The 13,663-nt window shown below is 50.9% G+C and carries 10 protein-coding genes; 3 read left to right on the top strand and 7 right to left on the bottom strand.

The features are described from left to right. Window positions 1-16: 16 nt before the first annotated feature. From NDA02_RS02010 to NDA02_RS01995, 4 genes are all read right to left on the bottom strand, one after another. The gene (locus NDA02_RS02010) at window positions 17-1,339 is read right to left on the bottom strand and encodes an MFS transporter (RefSeq protein ID WP_190793270.1); all 1,323 of its coding nucleotides are present in this window, start codon (window positions 1,337-1,339) and stop codon (window positions 17-19) included. Between the two features lie 360 nt (window positions 1,340-1,699). Continuing rightward, window positions 1,700-1,861, bottom strand: coding sequence for a PsaJ protein (locus NDA02_RS02005; protein WP_190793269.1), 162 nt, complete (start codon window positions 1,859-1,861; stop codon window positions 1,700-1,702). A gap of 112 nt (window positions 1,862-1,973) precedes the next feature. After that, window positions 1,974-2,714 carry a gamma-glutamyl-gamma-aminobutyrate hydrolase family protein gene (locus NDA02_RS02000; RefSeq protein ID WP_190793292.1) on the bottom strand — a complete coding sequence of 247 codons (741 nt, stop codon included), beginning with the start codon at window positions 2,712-2,714 and terminating at the stop codon, window positions 1,974-1,976. Between the two features lie 70 nt (window positions 2,715-2,784). After that, on the bottom strand, window positions 2,785-2,952 hold the full coding sequence (locus tag NDA02_RS01995; protein WP_348254325.1) for a hypothetical protein: 168 nt from the start codon (window positions 2,950-2,952) through the stop codon (window positions 2,785-2,787). An 82-nt stretch (window positions 2,953-3,034) separates the two neighbouring features. Between NDA02_RS01995 and NDA02_RS01990 the strand changes: the two genes are divergently transcribed. Continuing rightward, window positions 3,035-3,841, top strand: a complete 807-nt coding sequence (locus NDA02_RS01990; protein ID WP_190793268.1) for a bacteriorhodopsin — start codon at window positions 3,035-3,037, stop codon at window positions 3,839-3,841. A gap of 92 nt (window positions 3,842-3,933) precedes the next feature. Here the strand turns inward: NDA02_RS01990 and NDA02_RS01985 are convergent, their stop codons facing one another. The 3 genes from NDA02_RS01985 to NDA02_RS01975 form a co-directional block, all read right to left on the bottom strand. Continuing rightward, window positions 3,934-4,707, bottom strand: a complete 774-nt coding sequence (locus NDA02_RS01985) for a glucose 1-dehydrogenase (protein ID WP_190793267.1) — start codon at window positions 4,705-4,707, stop codon at window positions 3,934-3,936. 88 nt (window positions 4,708-4,795) lie between these two features. Then, window positions 4,796-6,232, bottom strand: coding sequence for an aldehyde dehydrogenase family protein (locus NDA02_RS01980; RefSeq protein ID WP_348245837.1), 1,437 nt, complete (start codon window positions 6,230-6,232; stop codon window positions 4,796-4,798). A 513-nt stretch (window positions 6,233-6,745) separates the two neighbouring features. Continuing rightward, window positions 6,746-9,598, bottom strand: coding sequence for a response regulator (locus tag NDA02_RS01975; protein WP_190789687.1), 2,853 nt, complete (start codon window positions 9,596-9,598; stop codon window positions 6,746-6,748). 824 nt (window positions 9,599-10,422) lie between these two features. Here NDA02_RS01975 and NDA02_RS01970 point away from each other — a divergent pair. Continuing rightward, window positions 10,423-10,911, top strand: a complete 489-nt coding sequence (locus NDA02_RS01970) for a response regulator (RefSeq protein WP_190789585.1) — start codon at window positions 10,423-10,425, stop codon at window positions 10,909-10,911. A gap of 299 nt (window positions 10,912-11,210) precedes the next feature. Beyond that, a complete protein-coding gene (locus NDA02_RS01965) occupies window positions 11,211-13,535 on the top strand; it encodes an ATP-binding protein (protein ID WP_348254323.1) in 2,325 nt (774 codons plus the stop codon). Window positions 13,536-13,663 lie beyond the last annotated feature (128 nt).

Raw genomic sequence — 13,663 nt, 5'->3', positions numbered from 1 at the left:
AGCTGATTGGCGATCGCTAACGCCCATCCTCGACTGGAAAGCCGCCAGCTACTTGGATTAAGCTGTCTGGTTCAATCTGTGTTTCTGGCTCATCCGGCAAGGTAAAATTCTGGGCAGGATGCCGCGCAAGCCGTTGAAGCCCAACCCAACCGAGCAGCGTAGTTCCGGCAGCCCAAAGCCAGCTCTGCTGACCCACCCCCTGATCGATCGCCCAACCTCCCACGATCGGTCCCACAAAATAGCCGATCGACCAGCACTGATAGCTGATTGCTAGATAAACGCCCCGCAGCGCAGTAGGCGCAAATTCTGCCACGATCGCCGGAGCAAAAGGTTTATAAATGATGCTTGCGATCGACAAAACCGCAAGAGCCGCAATCATTCCGCCTAGAGGAAGCGACGCTGCTCCTGTTAGCCAAACCAGCAGAAAGCCAGCCCCCCACAGCCCCATCGAAAGCATCAGGGCACGAACCTTGCTCCAGCCGCGCAACCCCTGCACGAGTGGGAGTTGCAAAACTGCTCCCAGCCCGATATAACAGCCGGTAAAAAGCTGTGCCACATCACTCACGGTTTGTTCTGGGGAAACGGCATTGGCAGCACTCAGGCGAGTCAAATAAAGCGGCAGTGTACTGCTTACCAGCGCAATGTAGGTCGTAAACAAAATATTCACCAGGACAAACAGCAGCAGCGATCGATCGCGCAGGGCAATTCCAAACCCGCTCAGCGGATCGGCTCCCGGCTGAAATTCCTGAGTTTCGCGCATCGCAAATTGAGTCAGGATGAGAAAGAACACGATCGGCACTGCACTGAGTCCAAATAGCCATTGCATTTGTTGAGCGATCATCCCGCCGCCCCAAACGCCTAATCCGCCCCCCACGCTATCTGCCAGAACCAGCAGTGCGAATGCAGCCTGTCGCTGTTCGGGCAGGGTGACATCCACCACAGTCGCATCTGCCGCCGTCCAGTAACACCCCGCACTCAAACCCAGCAGCAAATTCGCAACCATCAGCATCACAAAGGTGGGCAGGACTGCCAGCATCAGGGCTGAGACGATCGCCAACATTGCTGCAAACAGCAGGGCACGCTTTCGCCCATAGGCAGGAGCATCCGCCAGATACCCGCCCAGCAAATGCCCGACCACGCCTGCAAGCGAGCCGACTCCAAGCGCAACCCCAACCGTGGTAGCAGACAGCCCCTTTTGACTCACAAACAGCAGCGGCGTGTAAAACTGAATCGCCGTATAGCCCACCTGATACAGCAATCGCCCGATCGCCTGTACCCAAATTGGACGGGCTGCCGCATGGCGCAGAAAGGCGATCGAGTTTGGGGTTTGTGCTGCCATATTGGTGCTGCCATCCAAGTTGGTTTCGCAGGTCTGCTTAACAGAAGTTTACTTTGTTAATTCTATCGAGAAGGCAAGGCGGCTGGCGGCAAGTTCCTGGAACCTTAAACGATGTTTTTCTAAAAGCATTTAGCAAGGCAAAAGTGTACTTAGACAGACGGATTAAGCATGTATTGGGTAAAGTTTAGAGCGTTTAGGCTGATAGTCAGTTTTGTAAGCAGACGCTTGCTGGGATGCAACTTAGAAACATAAAAAATTAGAAACATAAAAAATGGGAGAAACCGAATTTCTTCCGTTCTCCCATTGATGAATCGATCGTTGAGTTTTAAACAAAATAGAAGCTGAAGTTGAATCTACGGTCTACGGCATGGGGTGGAACAGTAGATCGGGGAAGTAGGAATTAATAATGATGAAGGTGGAGAGCGCAACGGAGACGGAGACAACAGCTAAAACAGGAGCAAGCGACAGATATTCAATGAAATAGTTTGGTTGATTGTCTGCTCTTTTACCAGAACGTTGCATAGCGAGTTTTCCCAGACACAGTAATTGTGATAAGACTACTCTCCTGGTCGATCGCATTCTTCTATCTAAAGGCGGACAGGCTTATTCCTAAAAATGAGCCGATCGATGGATTTTAACCCCGCTTTGAATCTGCTACTGCTTGCTTTGAATCTGCTGCTGCCTGCACAAACGCCTGAAAAATGCGCTGATGAGCAGGATCTTCGGGAGACAGTTCGGGATGCCACTGCACCCCAATTTGCCAGGGTTGGTCGATTCGCTCGATCGCTTCCACCAGTCCATCGGATGCGGATGCCGCCGATCGCCAACCGGGAGGAACCTGCCGCACTGCCTGATGATGCCATGACATAACGGTGACTTCCGAATTGGCCATCATTTGAGCGATCTGGCTATCAGGGACAAGCATGACTGGATGATGAATCGGGCGACGAGGATGATCTAGCCTGTGGGCGATCGACTCTCCATAAACATCAGGTACATGGGGAATCAGAGCTGCCCCGCTTGCCACGCTCAAAATCTGCATTCCTCGACAAATACCCAGCGTGGGTAAATTTCGCTTCAGCACAGCACGGGCTAACGCCAGCTCAAACTCATCTCGCTCTTGATCCATCAGATACAGCGTCGGATGATTTTCGCCACCATACATCGACGGATTGATATCGCCGCCACCAGCAAAAATCAAGCCATCGATCGAATCTAGAATGCGATCGACCTGCGCTTCGGTAATCGGCTGAGGTGGCAGAATCAACGGCGTTCCACCTGCAAGCAATACGGCATCTAGATAAGCTCCGGGAAGGGAAACTTCTCCAGCTTCGTTGCGGCTATAGGCAGTGATTCCAATCAGAGGGACAGACATATTACTTGACAGTTTAGAAGAACGTTTTTGAAGTTGCGTGAGCGACAGCGTTACATCACAAATTCTTCCTCTAGCAAATTCTTCCTCTAGAAGGTAGTAGCCCGATCGCATCATCAGGCATGATAGCCGAAATCAAAAGATCTGGACTGCACGAACGGCGATCGCGCATTTTAAGCAGGCTCACGCTTATGCCCTGTTTTGCGATCGAATCTTTAACCGGATATCGAGCCCGACCCATAACGCAATCAAACTCAATTAAATTAAACCCAATCAATTAAACCCAATCAATTCAATACATAACCCTGATAGAGGAGATCACGATGGATTGGCAAACGGTGATGCACTGGAGCTACGTTGCGGTGATGGCGATCGGTGCGCTGTATTTCTGGATACTGAGCCGCAATCCCAAGGGTGTGCCGCAGTACGAATATCTGGTTGCTATCTTCATCCCGATCTGGTCAGGGTTGGCGTATATGGCAATGGCGATCGGGCAGGGCAAGCTCGAAGTGGCAGGACAAATTACCCACTATGCCCGCTATCTCGACTGGATTGTGACTACGCCTTTGCTGTTGCTCTCCCTGTCCTGGACGGCAATGCACGATTTGAAAAAGAAAGACTGGACGCTGATTGGCTTTTTGATGAGTACGCAAGTAATCGTGATTGCGACCGGGCTAATTGCAGATTTGTCAGAGCGCGATTGGGTCAGATACCTCTGGTATATCTGCGGGGTGGTCGCGTTTCTGGTTGTGCTGTGGGGCATCTGGAATCCGCTGCGGGCAAAAACTCAGCTCCAGACCAGAGAACTTGCCAGGCACTATGACAAGCTTGTCGCTTACTTTACCGTGCTGTGGATCAGCTATCCGACCGTCTGGATCTTAGGTCCGTCCGGCTGGGGAGTATTTAATCAAACGATCGATACGTTTCTCTTTTGCTTGCTGCCCATCTTCTCGAAAGTCGGATTTAGTGTTCTGGATCTAAACGGTCTCCGCCGACTGAAAACCTATGATGCTGAAGGGATAGAAACGCCACGCGAATCCGTCCGAGATGCCTTTCGCCTTTCTTTTTTCAATTTCGGCAGGAAGCCTCAACGATCGAGTCCACGCAGACGATCGCCCTATCTCTTTTAAGAAACGTAAGAAACGGGAATTGTTCAGTTGTTCATTTAGCTTGGCAGGCAAGATGTCCACCTCACAAGCGGCCAACCGATTGGAATTTTAGGCTATTCGGGGGTGACGTAAGCCGAGGTAATGCCACCATCCACCAGGAAGGTTGTGCCGTTAACATAGGCAGCGTCATCGCTTGCTAGAAACAGAGCCGCCTGCGCGATATCGGTTGCCTGCGCGAGTCTACCAGGGGGGATGTGAACCATGCGCCGCTGCTTCCGTGCCGGATCAGATAAGAGTTCTTCCAGGAGCGGTGTCTGGACAGGACCGGGGCAGAGAGCATTGGCGCGAATCTTCTGACGGGCAAACTCGATCGCGATTTCGCGGGTCATTGCCAGAACGCCGCCCTTGCTGGCTGTATAGGCGATTTGAGGCGTTGCCGCACCCATCACTGCCACAAACGAAGCCATATTGATAATTGAGCCGCCGCCCGATCGCAGCAGTGCTGGAACGCCATATTTGCAGCCGAGAAACACGCCTTTCAAGTTAATATTCATTGTCAAATCCCAGATATCTTCTTCGGTATCCAGAACTGAGTTATCGGCTGCGTGAAAAATTCCAGCATTGTTAAACAAGACGTTGAGCTGACCGTATGTATTTTCAGCCGCTTCGATCATCGCTTTGGCATCGGCAGATTGAGACACATCGGCTTTTACAAAAATCGCTTCCCCGTTATTCGATCGAATCTTCTCTACCGTCTCCTGTCCAGCCGTTTCATTAACATCTGAAACAACGACTTTTGCACCTTCTTTGGCAAAGAGTAAGGCAGATTCGCGACCAATGCCGCTGGCTGCCCCGGTAATTAGAGCGACTTTATTTTCTAGACGCATTTTCGGTTCCTGAATAATTAACTGATTAACTTAACTGATTAACTTACGCTAGCCCGTTGCCCAACTTGTGAACTGGTAGCCCAGAATGCTATTCCGCAATAAACACGCTCTTAAATTCGCTGTAGTGATCCAGCACGTTTAAGCCCAGTTCTCGACCCAATCCGCTGCGCTTGACACCGCCAAAGGGAGCTTCCAGGTGAACGCTGTGCCCCGTATTGATCGACAGCACCCCCGTTTCGATTGCCTTTGCCACCCGCAACGCCCGACTGATATCCCGCGTCCAGATCGAGCCGGACAAACCATAGAAACTATCATTGGCGATCGCGATCGCTTCTTCTGCGGTATCAAATGGAATGATGCAGACCACCGGACCAAAGATTTCCTCTTGAGCAATTCGCATTTTCGGATGCACATCAGTAAAAATCGCAGGCTCTAGATATGCGCCGTTTGCCAGGAAATCCGCTGTCGGAGCGTTGCCGCCACAAACCAGCGTTGCACCCTCGGATTGACCGATTTGGATATATTCCGCCACTCGATCGCGATGCGCCGCAGAGACAAGACAGCTTAACTCGGTGGAATCGTCCAGCGGTAAACCGATCTTCAGCGATTTAAACTGCTGCGTTAATTGTTCGATGAACGAATCGTAGATTGATCGCTGGACGAGAATTCGTGATCGAGCACAGCAATCCTGACCCGCATTGCCCAACACACTCCATACGGATTTGGGAACGGCTTTTTCTAAATCAGCATCTTCAAAAATCAGATTGGCAGATTTGCCGCCCAGCTCCAGCGTGACGCGCTTAATGTCGTCGGCTGCCAGCTTCATGACGTGCATTCCGATCTCGGTCGATCCGGTAAAAGACACCTTGCGGACTAACGGATGCCGCACGATCGCATCGCCCACCGTTGCCCCCGCTCCTGGAATCACGTTAAACACCCCGGCAGGAATTCCCGCTTGCAGTGCCAGTTCTCCTAGTTGCAGAGCAGTCAGCGGCGTTTGAGAAGCAGGTTTCAGCACGATCGTATTGCCCATTGCCAGCGCAGGCGCAACCTTCCAGGCAGTAATGACGATCGGAAAATTCCAGGGCGCAATCAAACCACAAACGCCGATCGGTTCGCGAAACGTGAGATGGGTTCCCGCTGCCGCGACGGGAATCGTTTGTCCACCAATTTTGTTAATCGCTCCCGCATAGTATTCAAAACAATCTGCTGCCAGGTTCACTTCATCCCGTGCATCGCGAATTGGTTTACCCACATTGCGGCTTTCCAACTGCGCTAGCGATTCCCCGTTCTCGCGAATTAGGTTTGCCAGCCTGAGCAGCATTTGAGTTCGATCGCGACTATTCACCCTGCGCCACTCCGACCGAGCGCGATCAGCTGCCCGCACTGCCGTATCTACATCTTCCACATCTGCCGAGGCGATCGTTGCCCACACTGCTCCGGTTGCCGGATCAGTCAGAGGGGTAGTTTTTCCCGCAGCAGCTGGACGACGATCGCCGTTAATCAATAGCTCTGTTAATACCATTTGCCTTCCCTACTTCCCCAACACATCCGGCTACCCCTTGCTCCATGTTGTGCAAATGACAATCCATCCCTTGTGCAAATGACAATTCATCACGACTTCAGGCATCGCTGTCCACATTCAGCCAGAAACCTGAGGGCAGTGCTTGATACAACTGCTCTATCCAAAACAACTGCTCTACCCAAAACAAAGGTGAAATCCCTGTACTTTGCCTTCAGCCGATTGGCTACAGCGATACCGCTCAACCTGGGCGAAATCAGACACACTCAGAAGTGAATACCTTAATCAATAAAGGTTTTCCTTAACAGCCTGACAATTTGGCGACTCGAATATAGCCACCTTCAAATAATTTATCGATCTAATCTATAGGTAAACCTTTACGCCAAAGGGTTACTATGACTACTTTTTTACCCAATTTATTCGATTTATCCGATTTATCCGACTTGTTTAACCAGTTCAACCCGTCCGACTTGCTCGATCGCCCTGTTTAACTTCTTGCGGGCAGCAGGCAAACAACTACTGGGGTTGGACTAGCTCCTGGATTAGGGCAATCATTTTACCGGGATCGATCGGTTTCGTTGCGTGTCGCTGAAAGCCTGCGGCAATGGCTTGCTGCTGATCAGATTTGCTGGCGTATGCCGTCAGGGCAATTGCCGGGATCGATCGCGTTTGTTGAGAGGTACGGAGTCTTTGCATCAACATATAGCCATCTATTTCAGGCATTCCAATGTCGCTGACAATCACATCAGGGCTGAACTGCTCCATTGTTTGCAAGACATCAGCAGCACAGGTGGCTTCTGTCACCGTCGCGCCCTCATCTTGCAGCAGAAACGCCAGAAACTCGCGTGTATCCGGCTCATCATCGACGATCAGCACTCGTACCCCAGCCAGGGGATGAGTAGAGGGATAAGGGGATGCGGGGTTAGGGGAGGTAGGCGGGGTAGAGGAATTGTTTTCTCTCCATCTCCTCAACTTTCCATCTCCCTGACTCCTGATCAGGGGCAGGCAAACTGTGAACGTGGCTCCCTGTCCCTCACCAGGGCTGGCAGCCGCGATCGTTCCTCCGTGCATTTCCACCATCTGACGGGCGATCGACATTCCTAAGCCCAGTCCTCCAAACTGACGCGTTGTGGAAGCGTCTTCCTGCCGAAAATATTCAAACACAAAGGGCAGAAATTCGGGAGCAATGCCTTTTCCGGTGTCGGTAATGGTGACTTGGGTGAAGGGAGGGATGAGTGGAGGGGCGGAGGAGTGGAGGGGTGTGGAAGTGGAGGAAGGGTAAGTGGCTGATCTGCGGGTATCACGACTTCCCATCTCCCCATTTTGAGCTGCAACCTGTTCTAGCTTCACCGTAACTCTGCCGCCGTTTGGCGTGAATTTGATGGCATTAGACAGGAGATTCCAGAAGACTTGCTGAAGGCGAGTGGCATCGCCAAAAACGCGGTTTGCTGCCAGATGAGTTGCTGCGTTGTTTTCCGAGGGGAGAATTGCCAGATCAAGCTGAATTGATTTTGCGATGGCTGCCAGCCGCACCGTTTCGAGCGCTGCTGAGAGGACGGTTGCTAGATCGACCGGAGCTGCGTTTAGAGTTAGCTTGCCGCCCATAATGCGGGAGATGTCGAGCAGATCTTCGATGAGCTGTGCCTGAAGTTTGGCGTTGCGCTCGATCGTCTCCAGGGCAACCGTTGTTTTTTCTGGGGCAAGCTGATGGCTCTGAAGCAGTTTAACCCAGCCCAGAATGGGGTTGAGCGGCGATCGTAACTCATGGGACAGCACAGCCAGAAATTCGTCTTTGAGGCGATTTGCCCGTTCTGCTGCGGTGCGGGCGGCTTGCTCTTGCTGTAATAAATGCTCTCGTTCGGCTTCTGCCTGTTTGCGTTCGGTGATGTCTCGAATCAGCCAGCGCAGCCCGGTGAGCTGTCCATTGCTGTAGATACCCGTAATAGTAATTCCAGCGGGAAACGTCCTGCCCTGCTGCGATCGAAGCTGCAACTCTAGCGACTGCACCTGCTGAAAACAGTGAGGCTGATTAAGCTGGATAAAAAACGCTTGCTGATCTTCAGCACTCGCCAGATAACAAGCAAGCGGCTGGTTCAGCAAAAACTGCGGCTCAACGGCTAATAAGTCTACGATCGCCTGGTTTGCCTCCTGAATCTGCCCATTTGAATTTGTGACGACATAGCCATCGGGCGCGAAGTTAAACAAGTCCTGATAGCGTTGCTGCTCGTGGGCAAGCTGTTCGTGCTGCTGCCGCAGTTCTTCTTCGGTCGTCTGCAACTCTTTCAGCGTGACTTTCAGCGCTTCGTTCACTTCAATTAATCGATTGTTCCACTCTGCCATTTTGGCATAGGCGTTGGCTTGCTGAATTGCAGTACCCACCTGAGTTGCAAGCTGTTTTAGCAGATCGACATCGGCGGGTTTCCACTCACGTGGAGCAGCACAGTTTTGGGCAATGAGCAGACCCCACAGCGTCTCTTTCTGCAAAATTGGCACGACCAGATTGGCTCGCACCTGCAAGCTTTCGAGAAACTCAAGGTGACAGGGTTCCAGCCCTATCGTGCGGATATCTGCTGCCGCCATAACCCTTCCCTGGCGATATCCTTCAGCGTAGCCCCGATGAAAGCAAGGATCGTGAAACGTGTTTGATAAAACAGAATCCCACGGCGACACGACGGCTTCTGCCACGACTGCGCCCCATTCCAGCTCTGGTTCGAAGCTGAAAATCAAGACGCGATCGGTATGCAAAAACTGCCGCACTTCCTGCACCGTGGTCTGCAAAATGTCATCTAAATCAAGCGATCGATGAACCTGCTGAGCAATCCGGTTAATAATGCGCTCTCGTTCCAGGTTTTGTTGTCGTTCGGCTTCGATCTGGCGAATTTTGCGTTGAAGTTGAGCCTTTTCGATCGCGCTTTCAACTGCAAACTGCAACTCGTCTGACGAGAGCCTGCCCTTGATCAAATAATCTTCTGCCCCGGCTTTCATCAGCTGCACGGCGATTGACTCATTGCCCTGCCCAGTGATCACAATGACCGGAGGCGACAGATGACCACTTTGGGCTTGCAGTGCCTTCAGAAACTCCAGTCCTTCAAAGTCGGGCAGGCGATAGTCAAGCAGCACTACGTCTGGCTGAAGCCGACAAAAATCAAGAGCTTCCTTCCCAGTGACAGCTTCCAGAACCTGATAAGTCTGCTCGGAATTTCGCAGCAGGTAGCGTCGATACAACTCTCGATCGATTTCGTTATCTTCTGCAATTAATACGGTTCGGTTCAGGCGCTGTGAAGATGGGTCTGGGGATGAATCTGAGAATGGGTGTGAGGATTGCTTCGGGAATCGCTCATCCTCAAGCGCGTTTAATAATTCGGACACAGAATTGCTCCTACTCCCCCTGCCGCAGGCGATTGCCTTTATACTTCAGGCCGAGCTCTAAGCTAGAGAGCAAGATCTGCTCAAACAGCATTCTCAACCTGTTGCACCTAGCTCGTTAATTATCCTAGCTACTTATCAAAAGCCTTTTTTGACTGAATGAACATCCCTCTAACGGCAGAGGATGAGTGAGAACCAACTTAGCTCAACTCATGCTTAATTCATTGCAAACCTTATTGCAAATTAGACTGCGTTAAAAATATGTCACGAAAATATAGTTAATAGAATAATTTGTTGCGGATTTATTTACATGAAAATATTGCTAAAAATATCATTAAAAATACCGCTAAAAGTATTGCTGAGAAGACTAAGAACTGGAATTTTGGGGTGATTAAACTGAGCATTTATCAAGCTTCGCTCTGAGAGAAAAATTATCAAGCTAGAACAGGAACCTGGCTCTCTTCCAGCATTCAAAGCCGCTTCACGTTGCAAGCTAGAAAGCAAGGAAAGCAGCGCAGGCGATGTGCCTCCCTGGATACTTTGTCAATTGCACTTTGTCAAATGCTCTGTCAGAACTCTACCCTATGGCTAATTTCCTAAGGTTGATTTATTGAGTCAGGGATTACAGCGATAATTCCAGCATTATTAGTTAATTTATTAGTCAATTAAAATTGTTGATTCTAAGATTGCTAATTCGTGCATTGGCGATCGTGGCTGGAAATTCTGCCTTTAAACTCTAATAGCCTCTTTTGTTAAGCAAAACCTTGTTGAGCAAAATCGGTTAAGCAAAATCAGCACATTCGCTAGAACCCAACTCATTCACTGACATGATGGATAGCCTTACTCGTCCCCTTCTCGTGGTTGATGACTCTGACATCGACTTTGAGATTCTGCAATCTGTGGTCAGCCGGACTGTGGTGGATCAGCTTGTCTTTCGCTGCACAGATGGCGATGAAGCACTCAGCTTTTTGTTTCAAACGGGCGAGTACGCTGATCCTGATACTGCGCCCCGTCCTGGGGTCATTTTACTGGATTTGAATCTGCCCGGAACCGAAGGGCTAGACGTGCTGGCGCGAGTCAAACAAGACGACCAGCTCAAAAGTATTCCGATCGTCGTTCTCACTAGCTCCACCAATCCTGACCACATCAAACAGTGCTATCAGCGCGGAGCAAGCAGCTATGTGGTCAAGGCAATGAATACCCAAAAATTTATTGCAACTCTGCAATCCCTGATTCATTTTTGGCTAGAAAGCGCAGTTTTATCTTATAGTGAGCAGCCCTGGTTATCGCATCGTTCCGCATTCCCTCAGTGTTGAACCACGATTGAACCAGTGTTGAACTGCTACTGCTGGAAGTTAAATCTGCGCGATCGTCGCCTGCCATTCACTGCATTCTTCTAAGTAGGAAAGCAGATAGAATAGGGACACAATGATTGCTTAGAGTAAGTCTTATGTCTATCGACTGTCTATCGAAAGGTACCCGAGGTAAGGATGCCTGAATTTTGCTTAAAAAAAGTGCGCTTGAAAAGTATTTGATAGTTTCCCTTGCCCTCGCTAATTTCCCGTTTTGGGGACTTTGAGATGTCTCTCGCTTTCTACTTAATCGCAACTCAAGAATGGTACAGAAGCCGGTAATTGCCTCGGAAGTGCTTGATCTCACTAGCTGCGAGCGTGAACCTATTCATATTCCCGGCTTGATCCAGCCGCACGGCTGCCTGCTGGTGCTCAAAGAACCCGATCTCACCCTTATCCAGGTCAGCGAAAATACGGTTGCCTACCTGGGCAAGTCGCCAGAGCAGCTTCTGAACACTGCCCTCACTGATCTGCTGGGGGCAAAGCAAACGGTCGCGATCGAGCAATGCCTGACGGAGAATTTTGAGACCGTCAATCCCTTAAAAATCACGATCGAACGATCCGAAGGCGCGGCTATTTTTGACGGGGTAATTCATCGAGCGGATGAGCTGCTTCTGCTGGAGCTAGAACCGAGCCAAACTGAGGCTTCTGCAAATTCTCTTCAGCTCTACCCTTGGGTTAGGGGTACGATAAATAAGCTCCAGAGTGCCACCACGCTTCAAGAAATGTGCAACTTTGCGGTGGCTGAAATTCGTCGTTTGACAGGCTTCGATCGCGTCATGGTCTACCAGTTTACCAAGACAGGCGCGGGCAGAGTGATCGCAGAGGCAAAGCGCGACGACGCGACCCCTTATCTGGGCTTACACTATCCGTCTACCGATATTCCCCAACAGGCAAAACAGCTTTATATCCTCAATGGGCTGCGGCTCATTCCCGATGTCGCCTATCAGCCTGCGGCTCTGGTTCCGACGCTGAATCCTGTCACCGATTGCCCCACAGATCTGAGTTTAGTTGGGCTGCGGAGCGTCTCGCCTGTGCATCTGGAATATTTGCACAGTATGGGTGTGAGTGCGTCGATGTCGGTATCGCTGCTGAACCACAAGCTGAATCAAAAAACGCTGTGGGGCTTAATTGCCTGTCATCACCATACGCCCAAGTTTCTGAGCTACGAAGTCCGAACGATCTGCGAATTGTTAGGACAGGTGGTTTCCTGGGAACTGGGAGTGAAGGAGGAAAATGAAGATCTGGAATACAAGGTGAAGCTGCGATCGACGCTGGCACGGTTTGTTGGGCAAATTTCGCAGCATAGCGAGTGGGTGAGCGGGCTGGATTACGCTTCAGCAGATTTGCTGGATCTGGTCGGTGCCCAAGGCGCGGCAATCCTCTGGGACGATCGCTGGATGCAGATTGGGCAAACCCCTGACCTCGCCGACTTGTCCGCGCTGGTGGAATGGCTCGAAACCCAGGTCGAAGACAATTTGTTTTATACCGATGCCCTGGCGCAGGTTTATGCTGACGCAGCTCGATATCAGCAAATGGCAAGCGGGCTCATCGGCTTAGCCATCTCAAAAACGAACCGGAACTATATTCTGTGGTTTCGCCCAGAGGTCGTGCAAACTGTGAACTGGGGCGGCGATCCCAATAAGCCTGTGCAGGTCGAGCAGGACGGCTCCGTGCGGCTCTCGCCTCGCAAATCCTTCGCGCTGTGGCAAGAAACGGTGAGGGGTAAGTCGCTACCCTGGAAGCCCTGCGAAGTGGAGACCGTGATGGAACTGCGAAGTGCGATCGTTGGCATTGTGCTACGGCGAGTCGATGAATTAGCGCGAATTAATTTGGAGCTACAGCGCAGCAATCACGAGCTAGATGCCTTTGCCTACATCGCGTCTCACGACTTAAAAGAACCGCTGCGGGGCATTCACAACTACTCAAATTTTTTGCTAGAAGACTATGCCAAAGTGTTGGACGAAGAGGGCGTTGCCAAACTGAAAACCCTGGTGCGACTAACCCAGCGCATGGAAGATCTGATCGATACGCTGCTGCACTTTTCTCGCCTCGGACGGGTTGAACTGGAGCTGCAAAAGATTGACCTGAATGAGCTGGTGAAAGCGGTGATCGAGGTGCTGCGCCTGTCGCGATCGAACGTCAGAATTCAAATTCCCAAACCGCTGCCGACGATCGAGTGTGACCCGGTGCAGGTGAGCGAAGTATTTAGCAATCTGATCAGCAACGCAATTAAGTACAACGATACCCTGGATAAACTGGTTGAGATTGGCTGGACAGACGAAATCACGTCATCCTGTCCGGCAATGCAAAGCAATTCTCCCTTCGGGGGCATTGGTCAGGGGCGATCGGAAAAGCTATCCAAACTTGTTTTTTATGTGCGTGACAATGGCATTGGCATTCCAGACCATCACCGGGAGAATATCTTTCGCATTTTTAAGCGGCTGCACAGCCCCAAAAAATACGGCGGCGGCACAGGGGCGGGTTTAACAATTGCCCGAAAAATTGTTGAGCGGCACGGCGGGCAGATTTGGGTCGAATCTGAGGTGGGCAAAGGCAGCACGTTTTTCTTCACCTTACCGACGTAAGTATGCTCGATTGGGATGACTGAGGAACTTCTAAAACACCCAAAGCTTTCTGGCGATCGTCTTTATAAATTGGCGAAGTTAGTAGCGTGCGATTGCGTCCCCGAAAACTGGCGCGCCTGCTAGAAGGT

It is taken from the genome of Leptolyngbya sp. ST-U4 (assembly GCF_039962215.1).
Classification (GTDB): Bacteria; Cyanobacteriota; Cyanobacteriia; order Elainellales; family Elainellaceae; genus Leptolyngbya_A.
The sequence above is the reverse complement of the archived record's forward strand: the minus strand, read 5'-3'. Positions and strand labels throughout refer to the sequence as shown.